The following is a 17395-nucleotide window of genomic DNA, read 5'->3' on the forward strand; positions in this document are numbered from 1 at the left end:
ATTGATGTTCGTGTCTTTTTGAAATCGCGTCTAATAAGAACCATCGGCCCATTTAAGGGTCATCTAAATACTTCTATCCGCTAAAACCCCTTTTTTACCTAAAATCACAGTTTTTTCGGAAAAAGATAAAAAACAGAAAGGACAAAAACCATATTCCCTTTTTTGACAGACAGTTATAGTTTTTTTGTCAGTCCCTCCAAAAAAAGTCCTTGAAAAATACCTTCGGATGTGTATTCTATGTCCATAAATGTCTAATGCTTTAGATTTTTGAGGAAATATGCAGCTCAGTGTCAAAGATGTTGCAAATTTACTGAAAGTAAACGAAAAAACCGTATATCGTTGGCTTTCTGAGGGAAAACTGCCTGCATACAAAATAGGCAGTCAATACCGATTTAACAGGTCAGAGCTTCTCGAATGGGTTACCTCACGACAGATGAATTTTTCGCCGGAATTGTTTCAGGACACAGAAAGCCGGGATAAAGCAGATATTTCACTTGAGTCTGCCCTACAAAGAGGCGGGATTTATTATCGAATTGACGGCTCAACAAAAGAAGCTGTTCTGCGAAATGTTATCAATTTGATGAGATTGCCGGAGTCAGTAGACCGAGAATATCTTCTTCAGATGATTCTTGCAAGGGAAGCCATGGCTTCGACAGCCATAGGCGATGGAATTGCGATACCACATGTCCGCAATCCAATTGTCCTGCATATTGATGAGCCGATTGTCTCCCTTTGTTTTCTCGAAACACCCGTTGATTTTCATGCATTAGACGGCAAACCCGTCTTTTGCCTGTTTACTCTTGTCAGTCCGACCGTCAAATGCCACCTCTCTCTCCTGTCTCGGCTGGCCTATGTCCTTCGGGACCGAGACTTTAAGACCGTCCTGGCTAATCAAGCCACCCGGGAACGCATCTATACGGAAATCGCTCGGATTGAATCGGGCCTGATGCAGCATTCTGATTCTCAAACCCAGACAGAAGGAAAAGCCGAATGAGCTTTTTTATCGTCGGTGCAGCTGTCATTTTTCTGAGCGGTGTATCCTCCCTTTTCTTCGGTCGAAAAGGGGATTGGGCTTCACGTGCGGGGGCTTGGGGAACCGTAATCGGCTCCGCCATTGCATTCATTGCCCCGCTGCAAGTCCTTTGGGGAGGGGCTGTTCTGTCTCTTCGAACAGAATGGTCCATTCCTTTTGGGGCTTTTTTTATTCAGATTGACCCGCTTTCCGCATTCTTTCTGCTGCCGATTCTGGGACTGTGTGCTTTGTCGGCTGTGTACGGCATAGAATACCTCAGGGCCTATCAATCCCAGCGGAATCTCGGACCGGTCTGGTTTTTTTACAACCTTCTTCTGGTATCCATGCTGCTGGTGGTTACGGCCCGAAACAGTCTGCTCTTCCTGATTGCCTGGGAAATCATGACGCTGGCCTCCTTCTTTCTGGTTACCTTTGAACACCACAGGCCGGCGGTTCGCCAGGCGGGTTTTCTTTATCTGCTTGCAGCCCATATCGGAACGGCTTTTCTGATTGTCTTTTTTGTGCTGCTGGGCAGCTGGGCGGGATCTGCCGACTTTGCTGCTGTCCCCCAAATCCCTCCGGCGGAAGCCAATCTTCTGTTTGTTCTGGCCGTGATTGGATTCGGCATCAAAGCGGGCTTTATGCCGCTTCATATCTGGCTGCCTCATGCTCATCCGGCTGCTCCCAGCCACGTCTCCGCTGTGATGAGCGGTGTGATGATTAAAACAGGCATTTACGGGCTGATCCGAACCCTTTGTCTGCTGGAAACCCCGCCCGCCTGGTGGGGCTGGACGCTGATTATCCTTGGAGCGGTTTCCGGTCTTTTGGGAGCCCTCTTTGCATCGGTTCAACAGGACCTCAAACGGCTGCTGGCCTATTGCAGTGTAGAAAACATCGGCATCATCGCACTGGGGCTCGGAACAGGTCTTTTGGGCATCCATCACCACTCTGCCGTCCTGGCCGTGCTGGGATTGGCCGGAGGGCTGCTCCATGTGCTGAACCATGCCGTTTTTAAAGGCCTGCTTTTCCTCAGTGCCGGTTCCGTCCTTCACAGCACCGGAACGGGACAAATCGACCGGCTCGGAGGCCTGTTCAAGCAGATGCCCTGGACGGCCGCTGCCTTTCTTATCGGAGCCGTTGCAGTTCCGGGCATTCCGCCTCTAAACGGGTTTTTCAGTGAATTTCTGATTTATCTGGGCTTCTTCAAAAATGGAATGAACAGCGGGCTGGAAACCGTGATTGCCGTCCTGCTGACTGTCGGAGGGCTGGCCCTGATCGGCGGTCTGGCTCTGGCGGCCTTCACCAAGGCATTCGGCATTATTTTTTTAGGCAGCCCGCGAAGTGCCGCTGCGCAGCACGGACACGAAGCCGGTCCGCTGATGAGGGCTTCATTCCTCATTCTGGCCGTGCTGTGTCTGCTGCTGGGGCTCTTTTCTCCCCGCTTGATTTTCGTTCTGCGGCCGATTCTTCTCTCTGTCACAGGGATGACCGAGGAATCGGTCCAAATCGAACTGGTTCAGGCCTCGTCCGTCTTGTCCCAAATTGTGAAAGCCGCCGTTCTTTTCGGCGTTTTGGCAGGCGGCCTGCTCCTGATGCGAATCCGTCTGCTGCTCGGACGCCGCGTGGACAGCACTGTGACCTGGGACTGCGGCTACGCCCGGCCGGATTCAAGAATGCAGTACACGGGGACTTCCTTCACGCAGTTTTTGGCCGATTTGTTCGGCTGGCTGCTGCCGACCTGCAAAAACATCACACCTCCGGCGGGATTCTTCCCGAACAGCGGACAATACAGGGAAGAAACAGATGACAGCAGTGAAAAGTACCTCTTCCGGCCGGCCGCCAGGCAGATTGTCCGTCTGTCGTCCAAACTCCAGTGGCTCCAGCACGGACGGCTTCAGGTTTATATCCTGTATATTGCGTTGGCTCTTTGGATTCTTCTGATATGGAAACTGATGTAGCATGCTGATTTTGGGAAAACTCATCAATCTGCTGCTGTGTTTGGCCGGCGCCCCGCTTTTGGGAGGAATCATCAATCGGACCAAAGCTTTCTTTGCGGGCAGAAAGGGCCCCTCTGTACTTCAGCCGTATTATGATTTGTTCAAGCTGTTCCGGAAGGGGGTCGTGTACAGCCAAACCACCACCGGGATTTTTCGAGCAGGCCCCGTTGTCGGTCTGGCTGCTGCGGCAGCTGCCGCCCTGCTGATGCCTCTGGGAGGGCTGCCCGCTGCGCTGTCTTTTGAAGGTGATTTGATTGTCTTTGTTTATCTGTTTGCTCTCCTGCGGTTCTTTCTGGTGGTCAGTGCACTGGACACCGGGTCGAGTTTTGAGGGAATGGGAGCCGCCCGTGAAGTCACCTTTTCCGCTTTGGCCGAACCGGCCTTTCTGATTGGACTGGCGGCGGTCGCCAAATACACAGGATATACTTCTCTTTCCCAGATCTTTTCTTCCCTGGATTTCACAGACTGGCCGGCGGCAGGTCCTACCCTCGTGCTGGTCGGGATTTCCACAGGGATTGTTTTTCTGTCTGAAAACTGCCGAATCCCGGTCGATGACCCCAATACGCATCTGGAACTGACCATGATTCATGAAGTCATGGTGCTGGACCACAGCGGACCGGATTTCGGAATGATTCTGTACACCGCCGCCCTGAAACTGTGGCTTCTGGGAGCGGTTCTGGCGGGCATTCTGGTTCCGGTTCACACCGGAAATCTGTGGCTGGATACGACGGCTGCCCTGCTGTTTCTGGGCTTGCTGGCCGTTCTGGTCGGCGTGATAGAATCCTCCATGGCTCGTCTTCGCCTGCTCCATGTTCCCTCGCTCCTGATCGGGGCCGCCGCCCTATCCATCGTCGCCCTGATGCTCGTTTGCGGAGGTCTGCTATGAATTCAGCCGTTGACCTGATTCTGATTTTTTTGATTCTTTCCAATTTGGCCCTGCTGGGATTGAGCCGGCTGGGTGCCTGTATTCGAGTGGCCGCCCTTCAGGGGGTTGCCCTCGGACTGCTGCCGCTCTTTCTGGTTGAATCAGGGCCCGCCGCTCATCAGCTGTTTTTCTCCGCCCTTCTGATTGGTCTGAAAGGCATCGTTTTCCCCTGGCTTCTGACGATTGTCCTTCGGGAAATTCAGGTTCAGCGGGAAATTGAGCCGTTTATCGGATACGGCAGTTCGCTGGCATTCGGCACCGTCTTTTTAATTGTTTCGTTATGGCTGGGCAGCCGCCTTCCGCTGCCGATCTCGATGCAGTCCGGTCTGATTGTTCCTTCGGCCTTTTTTACCATTATGTCCGGATTCTTTCTGATTATCGCCCGCAAAAAAGCCCTCACCCAGGTGCTCGGTTATCTGGTTCTGGAAAACGGAATTTACGCCTTCGGAGCGGCCCTGTCGGAAAATCAGCCGGTTCTGATTGAATTGGGAATCCTGCTGGATTTATTTGCGGCGGCCTTTGTGATGGGCATTGCCGTCTTTCATATCAACCGGGAATTTGAACACATTGACACGGATAAATTATCCGGCCTGAGGACCTGAACGTATGATTTATGCGTTGATTGTCATCCCTGCCGCAGCGGCGATTTTGTCGCTGATGATTCAAAACGACAGGATACGACGCGGCCTTTTAGTCGGGGCCGCCGCCGCCCATACGCTGCTGGTGCTGGCGGCCTGGCATACGGGGGCCGCCCCTCGGATCAACGGATGGCTCGTGCTGGACCAGCCCGCTCTTTTGTTCCTGACCATTACGAGCATTCTGTTCTCCGCCTGTTCAGTCTATGCCGCCGGCTACCTGGCCGGAGAATCCGGCCGAACCATACGGGATTTCGAAGAGGGGCTGTTTTTCCGCAACGCTCCGGAGGCCGTCTTTTGTGCCTGTCTTCTTGCATTCCTGGCCACCATGACGCTCACAGCGCTCAGCCAGCACCTGGCTTTGCTGTGGGTAGCCATGGAAGCCACCACGCTGGCCAGCGCCCCGCTGATTTATTTCCATCGGCACCACCGGTCGCTGGAGGCCGCCTGGAAATATCTTTTGATTTGTTCCGTCGGCATCGCTTTGGCCCTGCTGGGAACCTTCTTTATCGGCATCGCCGTTTCCCATACCTCCGTGGAAGACAAATCGCTCGTCCTGAGCAATCTGATTCAGCAGGGAAACCGGCTGAACCTGACCTGGCTGAAAGCCGCGATGCTGCTGACCCTGGTGGGGTACGGAACGAAAATGGGCCTGGCTCCTCTGCATACCTGGCTGCCGGACGCTCACAGCGAATCGCCCTCGGTGATTTCCGCCCTGCTTTCCGGGGCTTTGCTCAATTGTGCTTTTTTGGGGATTTTGCGGATTGTACAAGTCTGCCGGGCGGCTGGGTTAGAAGATTTTTATCAGCCCCTGCTGATTTTGTTCGGCCTGCTTTCGATGGGCTGGGCCGCCGTGTTTATCCTTGGGCAGGCGGATTTCAAACGAATGCTGGCCTATTCGAGTGTCGAACATGTCGGGATTCTGGCATTGGGCATCGGAATCGGAGCCGGAGCCGTCTTTGGTTCGATGCTTCACGCCGTCAACCACTCGCTCACCAAAGCCATGCTGTTTCTGGCCGCCGGCAACATCCTCGGCGCCTTCAAAACCAAAACCATTTCGCAGGTCAGCGGGGTTCTGGAGCGGCTGCCTTTGACGGGAATCCTCTGGCTTGCCGGCTTTCTGGCAATTACCGGCATGCCTCCCTTCGGCCTTTTCCTGAGCGAGTTTGCCATCGTCAAAGCCATGATTGAACAGGGCCGGTTCGGTGCCGCAGCGGCCTTTCTGGGGGTGCTGACTCTGATTTTTGCCGGCATGGCTTCGGCATTTCTGAAAATGGCTCAGGGACCTGCTCCTCAGGGGAAGGCGGAAACGCCTCATCCGGAGTCGTTTACGCATGTGCTGCCGCCGCTGGCCTTAGGCGTTTTGACGCTGCTGCTTGGAGTGTATGTGCCCCCTGTCGTAAGCCGACTGCTCCATGAGGCGGCCGCTGCTTTTGGAGGATTTTGAGCATGGCTGCGCTGACTTATCCATGGTTTCACAATAATCAGCCGCTGGAAGCCGCACAGATACCGGTAGTCTCTCTGGAGGAATTCACCAACGCCGTGCGAAACGCCGCGGCGGCCGGAATGCGGATTGCTTCTTTTTTTGCCGCCGCTTCCGGGCCTCATTTGGTTTGCCTGTACGCCGTGATAGCCGACGAAAACATCGGACGATTGTCCGTTCTGTCCGCTGCAGCACAGGACAGCTATCCGTCGCTGACCCCGGACTGCCCGCAGGTGCACCTCTTTGAACGGGAAATCGCCGAACAATGGGGCATCCTTCCTCAAGGGCATCCATGGCTCAAACCCGTCCGTTTCCATCCCTGCTGCCGAAGCGGAAAGGAGATATGGAAACAGCAGAACATCCTGCCTTCGGTTATGAACTTTTACCGGCTCGAAGGAGAACAGATTCACGAGGTGGCCGTCGGTCCGGTTCACGCCGGAATCATTGAGCCGGGGCATTTTCGGTTTCAATGCCTGGGGGAACAGGTTTTCCATCTGGAGATATCGCTGGGGTATCAGCACCGCGGCATCGAACGCCGTCTTATCGGCGGCCCGACTCCCCGCACCTATGCCCTGATTCAGACGGCCGCCGGGGATACCACCATCGGCCATACCACGGCGTACTGTCAGCTGCTTGAATCGACGGCGGATATCCAGGCGCCTCCGCGTGCCCAGGCCATCCGCGGGATTGCTCTGGAACTGGAACGGCTGGCCAATCACACCGGCGACCTCGGGGCGCTGGCCAATGATGTCGGCTATCTGCCGACCGCCTCGTTCTGCGGACGCATCCGCGGCGATTTTCTGAATCTGACCGCTCTGCTGTGCGGCAATCGATTTGGCCGAAATCTCGTCTGTCCGGGCGGTGTGCAGTTTGATTTAACCGCCGAGAAGGCAGACCAGATGCGCCGCCGTCTTCACGAATTGAAAAAAGACCTCACGGTCGCCGTGGAACTGCTGTGGAACACCCCATCGGTTCTGGCCCGATTTGAAGAAACAGGCAAAATCGATGAACAAACCTGCCGGCAGCTGGGGCTGGTCGGCGTGGCGGCAAGGGCCTGCGGCCTTGAAACGGATGTGCGGTTCCGCTTCCCCGCCGGCGTTTATCAATTTGCCCAGGTCCCCGTATCCACCTGGCATACCGGTGATGTCTTCGCCCGGGCCTATGTTCGCTGGCTTGAGATTCAGCGGTCGCTGGCCTTTCTGCTGGAACTGCTGGACAATTGTCCCGGCGGTCCCATTCGGGCCGATTGGGACGGCCCCGCCGCCAACCGCTTCTGTGTGAGTCTGACGGAAGGGTGGCGGGGAGAAATTTGCCATGCCGCCGCGACAGACGCCCAGGGACGCCTGGCCTTTTACAAAATCACAGACCCGTCTTTCCATAACTGGACGGGGCTGGCGATGGCCCTTCGCGGCCAGCAGATTTCCGATTTTCCGCTGTGCAACAAAAGTTTCAACCTGTCCTACTGCGGACATGACTTATAAGAGGATAAACGGATGATTCGTGCACTTCTGGCCCGCATTCAGCAGAAACACCGAACCGTCGGGTTCCCGAAAACCGAACCGACCCTGCCGCCGGATTTTCTCGGTCGTCCGGAGCTTTTCCCTCAGCGATGTTCCGCCGACTGCCGGCGCTGTATTGAGGTCTGCCCCACCAGTGCCGTTCAGAAAAAGGACGCTGTAACGCTGGACATGGGCCGATGCCTCTTCTGCGGACAATGTGCCCGGGAATGTCCTTCCGGAGCAATACGGTTCTCGCGGGATTATCGGCTGGCGGCTTCGGCGAAAGCTGACCTGCTTTTAAAGGGAGAAGAATACAAACGAGCCGCAACATTGGGAAAAGAGCTGAAACGGCTCTTCGGCCGCTCCCTGAAACTCCGGCAGGTTTCCGCAGGCGGCTGCAACGCCTGCGAGGCCGACACAAACGTGCTGACAACCGTCGTTTTCGACTTGAGCCGCTTCGGCATTCAGTTTGTGGCCTCGCCGCGGCATGCAGACGGCCTGCTGATAACAGGCCCGGTGCCCGAAAATATGAAGCTGGCCCTCGAGAAAACCTACCAGGCCGTCCCAGCTCCAAAACTTGTGATTGCCGTCGGCTCCTGCGCGATTTCCGGCGGTCCCTTTGCCGGACATCCCGAAGTGCATAACGGTGCTGACGGGATTGTCCCCGTGGATTTGTATATCCCCGGCTGCCCCCCTCATCCGATTACGATTCTGGACGGTCTGCTTCGGCTGCTGGGCCGGATTGATTAATCCGCTCGGCTGGTAAAGGAAGCACTGCCGGACGTCAGACCGGAGGCGGAAGCCGTCACGATAATCAGGCCCGGCGTTTCGAGAACCCGAATCAGACCGGTCGCAATCCCCGCCTCTGCTCTGACTGAAGCCGGGGAAACCAATTCCGCCGGACCCGAGACAGACAGCGTAACTGTGGTATTCGACGCCGTCGGAACCAGTGTACCATTGGCATCCAGAATGGAAACATAGACAAATACCAGCTCCGAACCATTGGCCGGCACATCTGTCGTATCAAAGGCCGGCGACAAAGACCGGGCCGTGCCGGGGGTTCGGACCTGATGCTGGGCGACTACCTGTCCATCGATGAGCCCCTCGGCTCGCAGGACGCCCGAAGTCCACGTCAGTCCGCTGAACGTAAACGGCGGATGCGGCAGATTCGTCCCCGTGTCCGGAGAACGTTCCTCAATCAGCACATCATTCAAATACAGCCGCACCCGCTGACAATTGCTGTACACTGTCACCGTCGTCGGCGAAGCAGACCGCCAGTAATTGGCGATAAAGACCATCGGCCCGCCCTCAACCCCCTCGATTTGCACATCCGGGTCCCGCTGGCTCTTCCAGAAATAATATGAAAATTTCGGCAGCCGATAGATATCCAGTACGCCGGACGGATACGGACCGTAATCGATGCCCGCCCACAGTCCGTCGCCGCACAGATAGATCATCCCGAGATTCTGTCCGTAGCTGTCCATATGATTAGCGACCTGCGCCAGCATCGCGGTTTCGCCGTAGGCATATTTGTCGCCTACAGAACCTCTTCGCACATCGCTGGCACAGCCGTCGCCGCCGTATTCCCAGTGGCCGTATTCGCTGATGACCAAGGGTTTGGAACCGCTGTAGGTCCGTGCACCAGCCGTTGGAGTGGCAATAAAAATGTCGTAAATCCAGTCATACAGCCAGCCGCTGATATACGCTCCCGGATACTCCGCCCGTCCGATATTGACAGCCGTCGAAGCAAACGTCGTATTAAAGTTCGTTTCGTTCAGCGACAGCTCCCAGGCAATCACCGAAGGCCGATTGCGGTCCCGTCGAATCATATCCCGCATCATCTGATAGGAATGATTGCGGAACGTCGTGCCCCCGATGTACTGGAAGCCCGGAACGGCATTCATCACCAGAATCCCCAGTTCATCGCAGGCGTCCATAAACGCCGGGTCCTGCGGATAATGCGCCGTGCGGACATAGTCAAACCCTGCTTCCTTAAGCTTGAGGGCATCCCGCCGCTGTCCGACATTGCCCATCGCATAGCCGACAAACGGATAATCCTGCAGCCGGTTGGCCCCCCGGAACTTGAACGGCTGGCCGTTAATTCGAAATCCGTCGGCCTTGCTGAAGGAAATGCTGCGGATGCCGATTCGCGTCTTCTGCCAGTCCGCCGGTCGCTCTCCGTCGAACACTTCCGTATAAAGCGTATAGAGATACGGATTGTGCGGATGCCACAAATTCGGCTGCTGGACGGTCATTGTCTGTGTAAAGGTAAAGGCGGCACCGGCGGCAATGGTTTGAGAAGAAAAGGCCTGGGCAACAATCCGCTGCTGCCTGTCTGCAAGATACGTTCGAACCGTGCAGCTGCGGGCGGTTCCGTAGTCATTTTTCACCTGGGTTTTGACCTGCACCTGTGCCGAGGAGCTGCTCACCGACGGATACGTCACAAAAATCCCGCCGCCGGCGGGCGTATTGGCGTACACGGCATCCGTCACGTAAAGCTTGTCCATAGAATGCAGCCACACATCCCGATACAGCCCGCCCCAGTTAAACCAGTCGGCATTGCCGATCGGCACATCCGGATTGTCCGTATTGTCCACTTTGACGGCGATGACATTCTCCCCGCCGTAAATCAGATACCCGCTCAGGTCATACAGAAACGGCAGATACCCTCCGTAATGCGTGGCCAGTTTTGTGCCGTTAATCCAGACGTCTGTAACGGTATTGGCCCCTTCAAATTCAAGAAAGACCTTGCCGTCCGCCGCCGCAGAGTCTATCCAAAACCGCTTTCGATACCAGCTGACCCCCTCATAACTGTAGTTCGGCCAGGTCGGACGCAGCGGGTCCGGACCCGTCTGGCCGCTGATGGGCGGATTGTGCGGCAGACGCACGGATACCCAGCCGCTGTCATCATAGGAGGGGGCAGAAGCCGCATCGCCCGTGACGGCTCCCTTGTAAAACTTCCAGCCGAGATTGAAGGACACTTTCTGCCGTCGGGTTGAGATGGGAACATAGTAAACATCGGCCGGGTCATCCAGCCATTGAAAGGCAAAGACCGCCAAATCCCCCATCCCCACCTGACCATCGCGGTCTAAATCAAACCGGGCGTCAAACTCCGCCTGTCCGCTTGCCGTCTGCCAGACACAGGCCATCCGGCCGAGGTCGGCAATGCTGATTCTCCCATCTCCGTCAAAATCCGCCGTCAGCGGCCCGGCACAAACTTCACTCAGCAGCCAAGCGGCCAGCAGAATCATCCACCCTGTCTGTCTTTTCATCGGCACACCCCCAAATGAAAAATTCGAAATTCTAAATCCGAAATCCGAAACTAAAAACAACAAAGAATTATTGTTCCTTTCGGGAAGAATGGACAAGAAAAATCCGTTCAATTTCGAGGGCATGCGGCTCGTTAGCGGCCTCCGGAAACAGCCGGGCCCCGAAGGAGACCTGCACGGCCTCCAGCCGGCTCCAGTCGACCGGCCCGCCGCCGCTTCGGTCCGGCTGGTCCCAATAATCCAGCCCTACCGTCGGATAAGGACGCGGCAGCCAGCTGGCCGTCGTCGGCTCCAGCCGGCTCAAGGGGATTTCGTGCTCTTTCCAGTCTCCGGTCAGCGGAATCCGCACCCCCCGCACCCAGCCGTCCCGCCCGATGAAAAGCAGTTCCATCTGCCGCGTCCTGGGCTGGGCCGCCCGGGCCCGCACACGAATGGCATCCAGCCGCCTTAAATCTTCCCGTCGAGGTTCTATTCTCTCATCCAACATCAGACGAAACGACACATCCTGCGGCGCCGGACGAAACGTCGGCACATCGACCCGCAGCGCTGCGTCCTCCGCCGTCATCCCGCGAGTCAAGCGCCGTGCAAAAGAAACCCGATGCTCTGAATTGGGGAAAATCAGTCGCTCGCCGTCCGCCGACGCCTCAAACAGGACAAACTCTGAATCCGCCGCAACCACCGGCACGCGCCAAAGAAGCGGCGAAGGCCGTACGGCAATCTCCTCCATTTCAAATCCGTGAGCCTGCCCTTCGGACTTCGGAAACAGCCACGCCCCGAAAGTCAGACGAACCGTTTTCAGATTTGCAATACAGACATCTTTCAGCAGAATCTCTGTGCGCCCTTTTCGTGCGTCCAGCCGCAGCAGATGCTTGTCCTGCATCCCGTAGCGGTCAATCAGCATAAGCTCCAGCCTGTCAGTCTGTTCGTTAAGCGGCCGTCCCTGGAAAATCAAAACGGCATCTTCATAGGTTTCCTTCTCAAAAACGTCGGGACCTGCAGACGGGGACGGACTGTTCAGGGCCAGGTCGATGCTGACGGCTCCGTTGGAATCAAATCCGGCCGTCTGCACACGAAGCCGGCGCCGTCCGCCTTCGTCCGCCAGCGAAACAGATGCCTGACGGGCGGACCACTGCTTCAGGTCAGGCGTCTGGGAAAACGCCGCCGCATCAAACAGCACCAGCGGGGCCGCTTCGGTTATTGAAGAACTTGGCGGCCCGACGATTCGCGCCGGAAAGGTGAGCATCTGTCCGCCCTGAATCACACTTACGGCATATTCGATGGTTTGACCGGCTCGGCCCTCTATGGGGACCTCATACTCAAACAAGGAAACCGGCTTCATCGGAATCTTTTCAAACTCCGCCCCCGCCTGTTTTCGCACCCAGAAGACAACCTCCTGCGGCTGTTCGCCCCATACGCCTTTGACTCGAACCGCAAACGGTCTTCCCTCCGCAATCTGTCGAGGCGGAATATGACGAACAACAATCGGATTTTTCTGTCGGGCCGGCACAATATACTCGCGGCTCAAGACAGCCGCCGCTGAAACGGAAGGGTCTCTTTTGAGACGATACACCCCCGGCTGGATTTCCAGAGTTCCCTGGGCAGCCCTGCCGGCGAGAGAATTGCCTTCATTGATTCCCTCATACGCAAAAGAGGTCCCCAAATCCGGCACGGCAATTGTCATCCGCCTTGTCCCCCAAGTCAGATAGGCCGCCTGACGGCCCCGGCTGGGCCGGCCGAAGGGGTCGCGAATCCACACAACATCCGGATAAACCTCCAGCCGCCAGAATCCTTCGGCCTGCTTTTCCAGAAAATACGCCCCGGTTCCTTCATACTCGAGCACCGGTGAGCGGCCGCAGCCGATTAACCGCTCCAGCTGTTCCGGTTTTGGAGGCACCGTCTTTGTCGTATTGGAATAGAAGAACTCCCGCTCCGTAACCAGCTCGCTCAAATCCTCCTCAAAACTGACCCGCACCGGTCCGAACCGGTCGGCTTCCGAAGCGGCAAACCCCCTCGGCAGACGGCGGAAGGCCTCAGCCGCAATCAGCAGACTGACCGCTTTGCCGGGCGTATAGACCAGATTCAGACAATGCGTCTGGTACTCCAGATTTCTCGAGGCCAGCGGCAGCGGGTCATACGAAAACATCGCGGCAAACTGGACCCCGCCGCTGCGGAACGTGCGGGCCATCGCCGGATACAGATACGAGCCCGCCACATCCGCCGTATCAAATTCGTAAACGACTTTGGGTTTGTTCTTTAAGGCCGGGTCAAACAAAAGCCGATACGATTCCACCCGCGGCAGAAAATTGCTCGTGAGGGTAAAGCCGCTGACCAGACCCGTCGGATACCAGCCGAACGTCGCTCCGTCGGCCCGGGAATCCCGCACAGCCGGCGCAATCGCCATATCCTGACTGACGTTGAAAACGATCGGCTTCGTCCACCCTGCATCCCGAATCGCCTGAACCAGGGCATTAATGTACTCCACGGGCTTCTGTCCCGGGTGATGATGCGGCTCATTGACCGGTTCGAGCATCACAATCGCCGGTTCATCTTTATAGGCACGGCCCGTATAGCGATTGACATGCTGAACAATCTGTGAAAGATACCGCTGCTGGACGGCAATCGCCTCCGGATTGATGCCCAGTTCGCGCTTGGGGAAAAACCGCGGGAACCCCTGGCAGGTGTTCATTTCCTCCGGCTCCGGCCAGACCGGACTGTACAGAGTAATCGGCGTCAGAAGGATAGATATCCCCCTTTTCTCGGCCTGGGCAATCACATAATCCAGCAAATCCAGATGCTCATTGTCAACAAGATTGCCCTGCCGGTCGCTGTTTTCCCAATCCCCCCAAAAACTGAGCCGAAGCCCGTCCAGCCCCAGCCGAGCCAGATGGGCCATATCCGCCTCCACCGTCTTTTTGCGGTCCGCTCCGACATAGCCGGCGGCCCGGAAACTGTACCCAGACGGCAGACAATAATTCACCCCAAACAGGGCGGTCTCCTGCTGCGTATCCTGCCAGCGCAGCACGCCTTCCGCATCGATAGAAAGAGCCCCTTGGGTTTCACCCCGTCCCGCTCCTTCGGCATCCAGGACACAGATCGCCGCCATCCAAAGCAGTGCCGTGATTGTTTGAAATGCTTTCTTCATCCGCATCGATTGTACCGTTTTCGCCTGAGCTGTTCATCCGAAAAAAAGTCCCTGTCTGCTTGTTAGACAGGGACACTGTTTTTCAAAAGAAGACCGCCCCCATCTCGGAAAAACTGCGATTAATAATCCGGATAGCGTTTCATCCAGTCCGGCCACTGGCGGCTTTGACTGCTGTTCCAGCGCGTGTTCCACTTCAGCCTCCACAATTCCTTCAGGCCCACCTTTCGGCTCTGCCCATCCACAAACAGCCAGTTGGGACCGCCGTTGTGCCGGTCCAGACAATACGTGCTCACTCCGCCGCTGTTGTAGGCGTTCTTGCCGGCTTCGACACCCCGCGAAGGCGGCGGCGAATCCGTATCGAGGGCGTTGGCCCCCTCCCACATCCCGCCGCCCATCAGCGGCACGGCGGACGGCACACGGATTCGGCTGACCTTCCGCCAGTAATAGTCCCGCCAGGCCGGAGCAATATTGTACGTGCCCGGCACCCCGACATCCAGCGGGTTGTGCGCCCAGCCGTTCACGGAATAACTGCCGTACTGGCCGTGCTCGCCCCAATACGGAATCGGAATCCCGTTGTAGCCGTATCGGCCCCAGGCCGTCAATTCTCCCGGAACCTGACCCGGCACTGTATCCAGAAAACGCGTCGCCCGCGGACAGAGCCGCAGGTCATCCGTATTCTGATAATACGACAGCAAATCCGTCATCCACATTTTTCCGCCGTTCCAGCCGATCGGCAGACTCGAGTCATTATCCTGCGCATAGAGGGTATAAAGAATCCCCCACTGCTTCAGATTGGAAAGACAAATCACCCCCTGCGACTGCTCTCGGGCCTTGCGAAGGCTGGGCACCAGCACCGACAGCAGAACCGAAATAATCGCAATCACCACCAGCAGTTCAATCAGGGTAAACGCCTGCCGCTTTCGCTGTTTTCGGACTTTCATTCTTTCACCTTTCTTCTTTTATCTGCCTGTTCCGATAAAGGGAGGAGCTGTTTGAACAGCCCCTCCCTTCCGGTTTTTAATCAGGGAAAACAGCGGCCTGAAGCCACAATCGCGCCAGTTCCGCCGCATCCTCTAAATCAATGCGGTTATCGCCGTTGACATCCGCCGGCTCAATCAGCGGCTGAAGCATCGGGCTGGAGGCTGCACCGCCTTCCTGAGCCAGCCAGAGCACCTCTTCCGGCGAAAGGGCGTAATCATACACGCGGAAGTCATCAATCCAGCCGTCCACGAAACCGCCCGCACCGCCCGACCAGCGCCAGGCCCCGATGGAAAAGAACCCGTTCGTATCATCCACCGTCGGTGAATACGTGCTGAATGCCGGCATCTGAACAACCAGCCGGCCGTTTTGATAAATCCGCATCTGACCGGCGGAGGCACTCTTGACAAAGGCATAATGCACCCATTCGTCCTGCGGATGAGACGGATTGCTGTACAAATCCGTAGCGGAATAATAGCGGCTGCCTGTCCAGATCAGCGTATCGCCGCCCGCTTCATATTCAAACTTGCCTGTGGCATTCAGCCAATTGCCCAGCACCGCGCCGTCCTGACCGATTTGGAACAATTCGCTGTCGGCATCGCTCTGTCCGGGGTCCTTCATCCAGAGCGAAATCGTGGATTCAGCCCCCAGCGCCGGCGGAGCAGCATTCGGGTCGCCGACGTTGGCCGCCGCCGCAGGCACCTGCACATAGGCACTGTTGTTCAGATACAGACTGTTGGACCCGCCGATGCCGCTGCCGGGACCGCCCCAGACCGCATTGGGGTCCGCCCCCGGGACTATCGTGCCGTGATAGCCGAAGCCCGACAGGTCGCTGACGGCTGTGCCGGTCCCTTCCTCAAAGGCATACCAGAGCACCGGCCCTCGCGAAGGTGCCCGGGCAGTTACCCAGCTGCCCTCCCTGAGCCAGTTGGCGGCCAGTTCCACAAAATCATAAATATCCGCCACACAGTCCTGATTGATATCCGCCGGCACATACCCCCGCAGACACATCGGACTGCTCAGCCGCAGATTGTTGATTTGAACCGAACCGGCGCCGCCGGGGGTCGGAGAGGCCTTCGTTCCGATGCCGATGATGACCCGGCTCACGGCCGTCAGGTCCACCCCCTGCGCCGCAAATTCCTGCAAATTGATGGGCCAGAAATGGAACCACTCGTATTCCGACTGCTGATTGAGTTCTCTCACATCGCGATACTGAACGGTGCCGCTCTGGGCGCCGCCGTTGGATTCGAGCGTCACATAAATGGAATCGACCATGTTATCGTGGCCCTTGACATCCAGCGTCAGCAGCCCATTGCCGCCGCGCGTCCAGTCGGTCGAACAGCTCAGCAAATCCGCATCCGCCGCAACTTCCGTCAGATACGGAGCGGCGGTGTGGTCATAGGCAATCTCCATCGCCCCATTGTTCAACACCGCCCCGCTGCCCCAAACCGCCTGCAGAGCAGCCGTCGAAGCATAGTCAAACAAATCCAAATCCGTAAACGGACTGATGGTAAACCGCCAGACACCCGCCGCCTTGACGACCCCGCTCGATGTGGTTTCATCCACACGCCAATAATACGTTTGCCCTTTGACTACCTGACTGAGCGAAAGGACATAATTCGGGTCCGTCAGCGGCACCGTCCCCAGAAACTCCGGGGATGAGGTTGTGGCGTTCGCCACCGCCTCGGCGCTGGTTCCCAAATACACATAATGAACGCCGGTCGCCTCCTGAGCCGCTTTCCACCGCAGCGTAGGCCCATAGCCGCACCGGGCCGGGTCCTCCCAGGGAACCGTGCTGTTGTTGGCCGGAGAAAGCCACTCCGCCTGTGTGGTTCCGGAGTAGCTGAGCGAAATATTGTCCCAATAAATGCCTTTGAGCCAGTCGGAGCCGCGCAGCACCAACGTAACCTGTCCGGCACCCGGCGGGACAAGAAAATCATGATTATAGACCGTCCACACTGTCGGCACCGGATACTGATTATTTGCAAAAAGAATGAATTCATCATAGGCCACAAACGTTCCGTTCGGCTCGCGGTAGGTCATTTCGACCGTAGCATCCCCCCAGTTGTTTGAGCTGTACCAGCGTGTAACGACCACACAGCTGAAATGGAGAACCGAAATCGTATTCGGCTCAAAATAAACCGTTTGTCCCAGCTCCACCCCCGGCCATTCCTCCTGGCTTGGATACATCACCGCACAGGGGCTTCCGTCATAAGTAAAAGACGTTTCCATGGCAAACCAGGCATTATTGGGGTTGGCGATGTACACATACCAGCCGTCCGGGACGCCGTCCGTCCAGCTGTTCAGATTCCCGTTGACCAGCAGTTCCACCGCTCCGGCCTGCGCCGCCAGCATCACCGCCAGAACAGCCAGCCCCGTCTGTATTCTTCGCCTCATAACACGCACCTCCTAAAACCGAATTGCTCTTTATCCTGCCGGAAAACAGGACTCTGCA

At 56.7% G+C, this 17395-nt stretch carries 11 protein-coding genes; 7 read left to right on the top strand and 4 right to left on the bottom strand.

What is annotated here, in order from left to right; genetic code table 11:
• The first annotated feature begins 277 nt into the window (after nucleotides 1-277).
• From WHS88_03545 to nuoB, 7 genes are read left to right on the top strand one after another with little or no spacing between them, the layout of a single operon-like run.
• Nucleotides 278-994, top strand: a complete 717-nt coding sequence (locus tag WHS88_03545; protein ID MEJ5259245.1) for a PTS sugar transporter subunit IIA — start codon at nucleotides 278-280, stop codon at nucleotides 992-994.
• Nucleotides 991-2970 carry a proton-conducting transporter membrane subunit gene (locus tag WHS88_03550; GenBank protein ID MEJ5259246.1) on the top strand — a complete coding sequence of 660 codons (1980 nt, stop codon included), beginning with the start codon at nucleotides 991-993 and terminating at the stop codon, nucleotides 2968-2970. Before WHS88_03545 ends, WHS88_03550 begins: the two co-directional genes overlap by 4 nt.
• 1 nt (nucleotide 2971) lies before the next feature.
• Nucleotides 2972-3895: an NADH-quinone oxidoreductase subunit H gene (locus tag WHS88_03555; protein ID MEJ5259247.1), complete on the top strand. Its 924-nt coding sequence runs from the start codon at nucleotides 2972-2974 to the stop codon at nucleotides 3893-3895.
• Nucleotides 3892-4536, top strand: coding sequence for an NADH-quinone oxidoreductase subunit K (locus tag WHS88_03560; protein MEJ5259248.1), 645 nt, complete (start codon nucleotides 3892-3894; stop codon nucleotides 4534-4536). The genes WHS88_03555 and WHS88_03560 overlap by 4 nt, the downstream gene beginning before the upstream one ends.
• Before the next feature lie 4 nt (nucleotides 4537-4540).
• A complete protein-coding gene (locus tag WHS88_03565) occupies nucleotides 4541-6016 on the top strand; it encodes a proton-conducting transporter membrane subunit (protein ID MEJ5259249.1) in 1476 nt (491 codons plus the stop codon).
• 2 nt (nucleotides 6017-6018) lie between these two features.
• Entirely contained in the window at nucleotides 6019-7533 is a 1515-nt protein-coding gene (locus WHS88_03570; GenBank protein MEJ5259250.1) for an NADH-quinone oxidoreductase subunit C, read from the top strand.
• Between the two features lie 12 nt (nucleotides 7534-7545).
• Nucleotides 7546-8301, top strand: a complete 756-nt coding sequence (nuoB, locus tag WHS88_03575) for an NADH-quinone oxidoreductase subunit NuoB (protein MEJ5259251.1) — start codon at nucleotides 7546-7548, stop codon at nucleotides 8299-8301.
• Here the strand turns inward: nuoB and WHS88_03580 are convergent.
• The 4 genes from WHS88_03580 to WHS88_03595 all read right to left on the bottom strand — a co-directional run bounded on the left by WHS88_03580 (nucleotide 8298) and on the right by WHS88_03595 (nucleotide 17337).
• A complete protein-coding gene (locus WHS88_03580) occupies nucleotides 8298-10823 on the bottom strand; it encodes a glycoside hydrolase family 2 TIM barrel-domain containing protein (GenBank protein ID MEJ5259252.1) in 2526 nt (841 codons plus the stop codon). The genes nuoB and WHS88_03580 overlap by 4 nt on opposite strands.
• Nucleotides 10824-10890: 67 nt before the next feature.
• Nucleotides 10891-13962, bottom strand: a complete 3072-nt coding sequence (locus WHS88_03585) for a hypothetical protein (protein ID MEJ5259253.1) — start codon at nucleotides 13960-13962, stop codon at nucleotides 10891-10893.
• Nucleotides 13963-14081: 119 nt separating this feature from the next.
• Nucleotides 14082-14903, bottom strand: coding sequence for a type II secretion system protein (locus tag WHS88_03590; protein ID MEJ5259254.1), 822 nt, complete (start codon nucleotides 14901-14903; stop codon nucleotides 14082-14084).
• 76 nt (nucleotides 14904-14979) lie between these two features.
• Nucleotides 14980-17337, bottom strand: coding sequence for a LamG domain-containing protein (locus WHS88_03595; protein ID MEJ5259255.1), 2358 nt, complete (start codon nucleotides 17335-17337; stop codon nucleotides 14980-14982).
• Nucleotides 17338-17395: the final 58 nt, after the last annotated feature.

The sequence above is a fragment of the Anaerohalosphaeraceae bacterium genome, from assembly GCA_037479115.1.
Taxonomy (GTDB): Bacteria; Planctomycetota; Phycisphaerae; order Sedimentisphaerales; family Anaerohalosphaeraceae; genus JAHDQI01.

What these genes read in the sequence shown, in the direction of transcription:
- WHS88_03595 (MEJ5259255.1), bottom strand. Translation starts at nt 17,337, where the DNA reads ATGAGGCGAAGAATACAGACGGGGCTGGCTGTTCTGGCGGTGATGCTG.
- WHS88_03565 (MEJ5259249.1), top strand. Translation starts at nt 4,541, where the DNA reads ATGATTTATGCGTTGATTGTCATCCCTGCCGCAGCGGCGATTTTGTCG.
- WHS88_03580 (MEJ5259252.1), bottom strand. Translation starts at nt 10,823, where the DNA reads ATGAAAAGACAGACAGGGTGGATGATTCTGCTGGCCGCTTGGCTGCTG.
- WHS88_03545 (MEJ5259245.1), top strand. Translation starts at nt 278, where the DNA reads ATGCAGCTCAGTGTCAAAGATGTTGCAAATTTACTGAAAGTAAACGAA.
- WHS88_03550 (MEJ5259246.1), top strand. Translation starts at nt 991, where the DNA reads ATGAGCTTTTTTATCGTCGGTGCAGCTGTCATTTTTCTGAGCGGTGTA.
- WHS88_03570 (MEJ5259250.1), top strand. Translation starts at nt 6,019, where the DNA reads ATGGCTGCGCTGACTTATCCATGGTTTCACAATAATCAGCCGCTGGAA.
- WHS88_03590 (MEJ5259254.1), bottom strand. Translation starts at nt 14,903, where the DNA reads ATGAAAGTCCGAAAACAGCGAAAGCGGCAGGCGTTTACCCTGATTGAA.
- nuoB (MEJ5259251.1), top strand. Translation starts at nt 7,546, where the DNA reads ATGATTCGTGCACTTCTGGCCCGCATTCAGCAGAAACACCGAACCGTC.
- WHS88_03560 (MEJ5259248.1), top strand. Translation starts at nt 3,892, where the DNA reads ATGAATTCAGCCGTTGACCTGATTCTGATTTTTTTGATTCTTTCCAAT.
- WHS88_03585 (MEJ5259253.1), bottom strand. Translation starts at nt 13,962, where the DNA reads ATGAAGAAAGCATTTCAAACAATCACGGCACTGCTTTGGATGGCGGCG.
- WHS88_03555 (MEJ5259247.1), top strand. Translation starts at nt 2,972, where the DNA reads ATGCTGATTTTGGGAAAACTCATCAATCTGCTGCTGTGTTTGGCCGGC.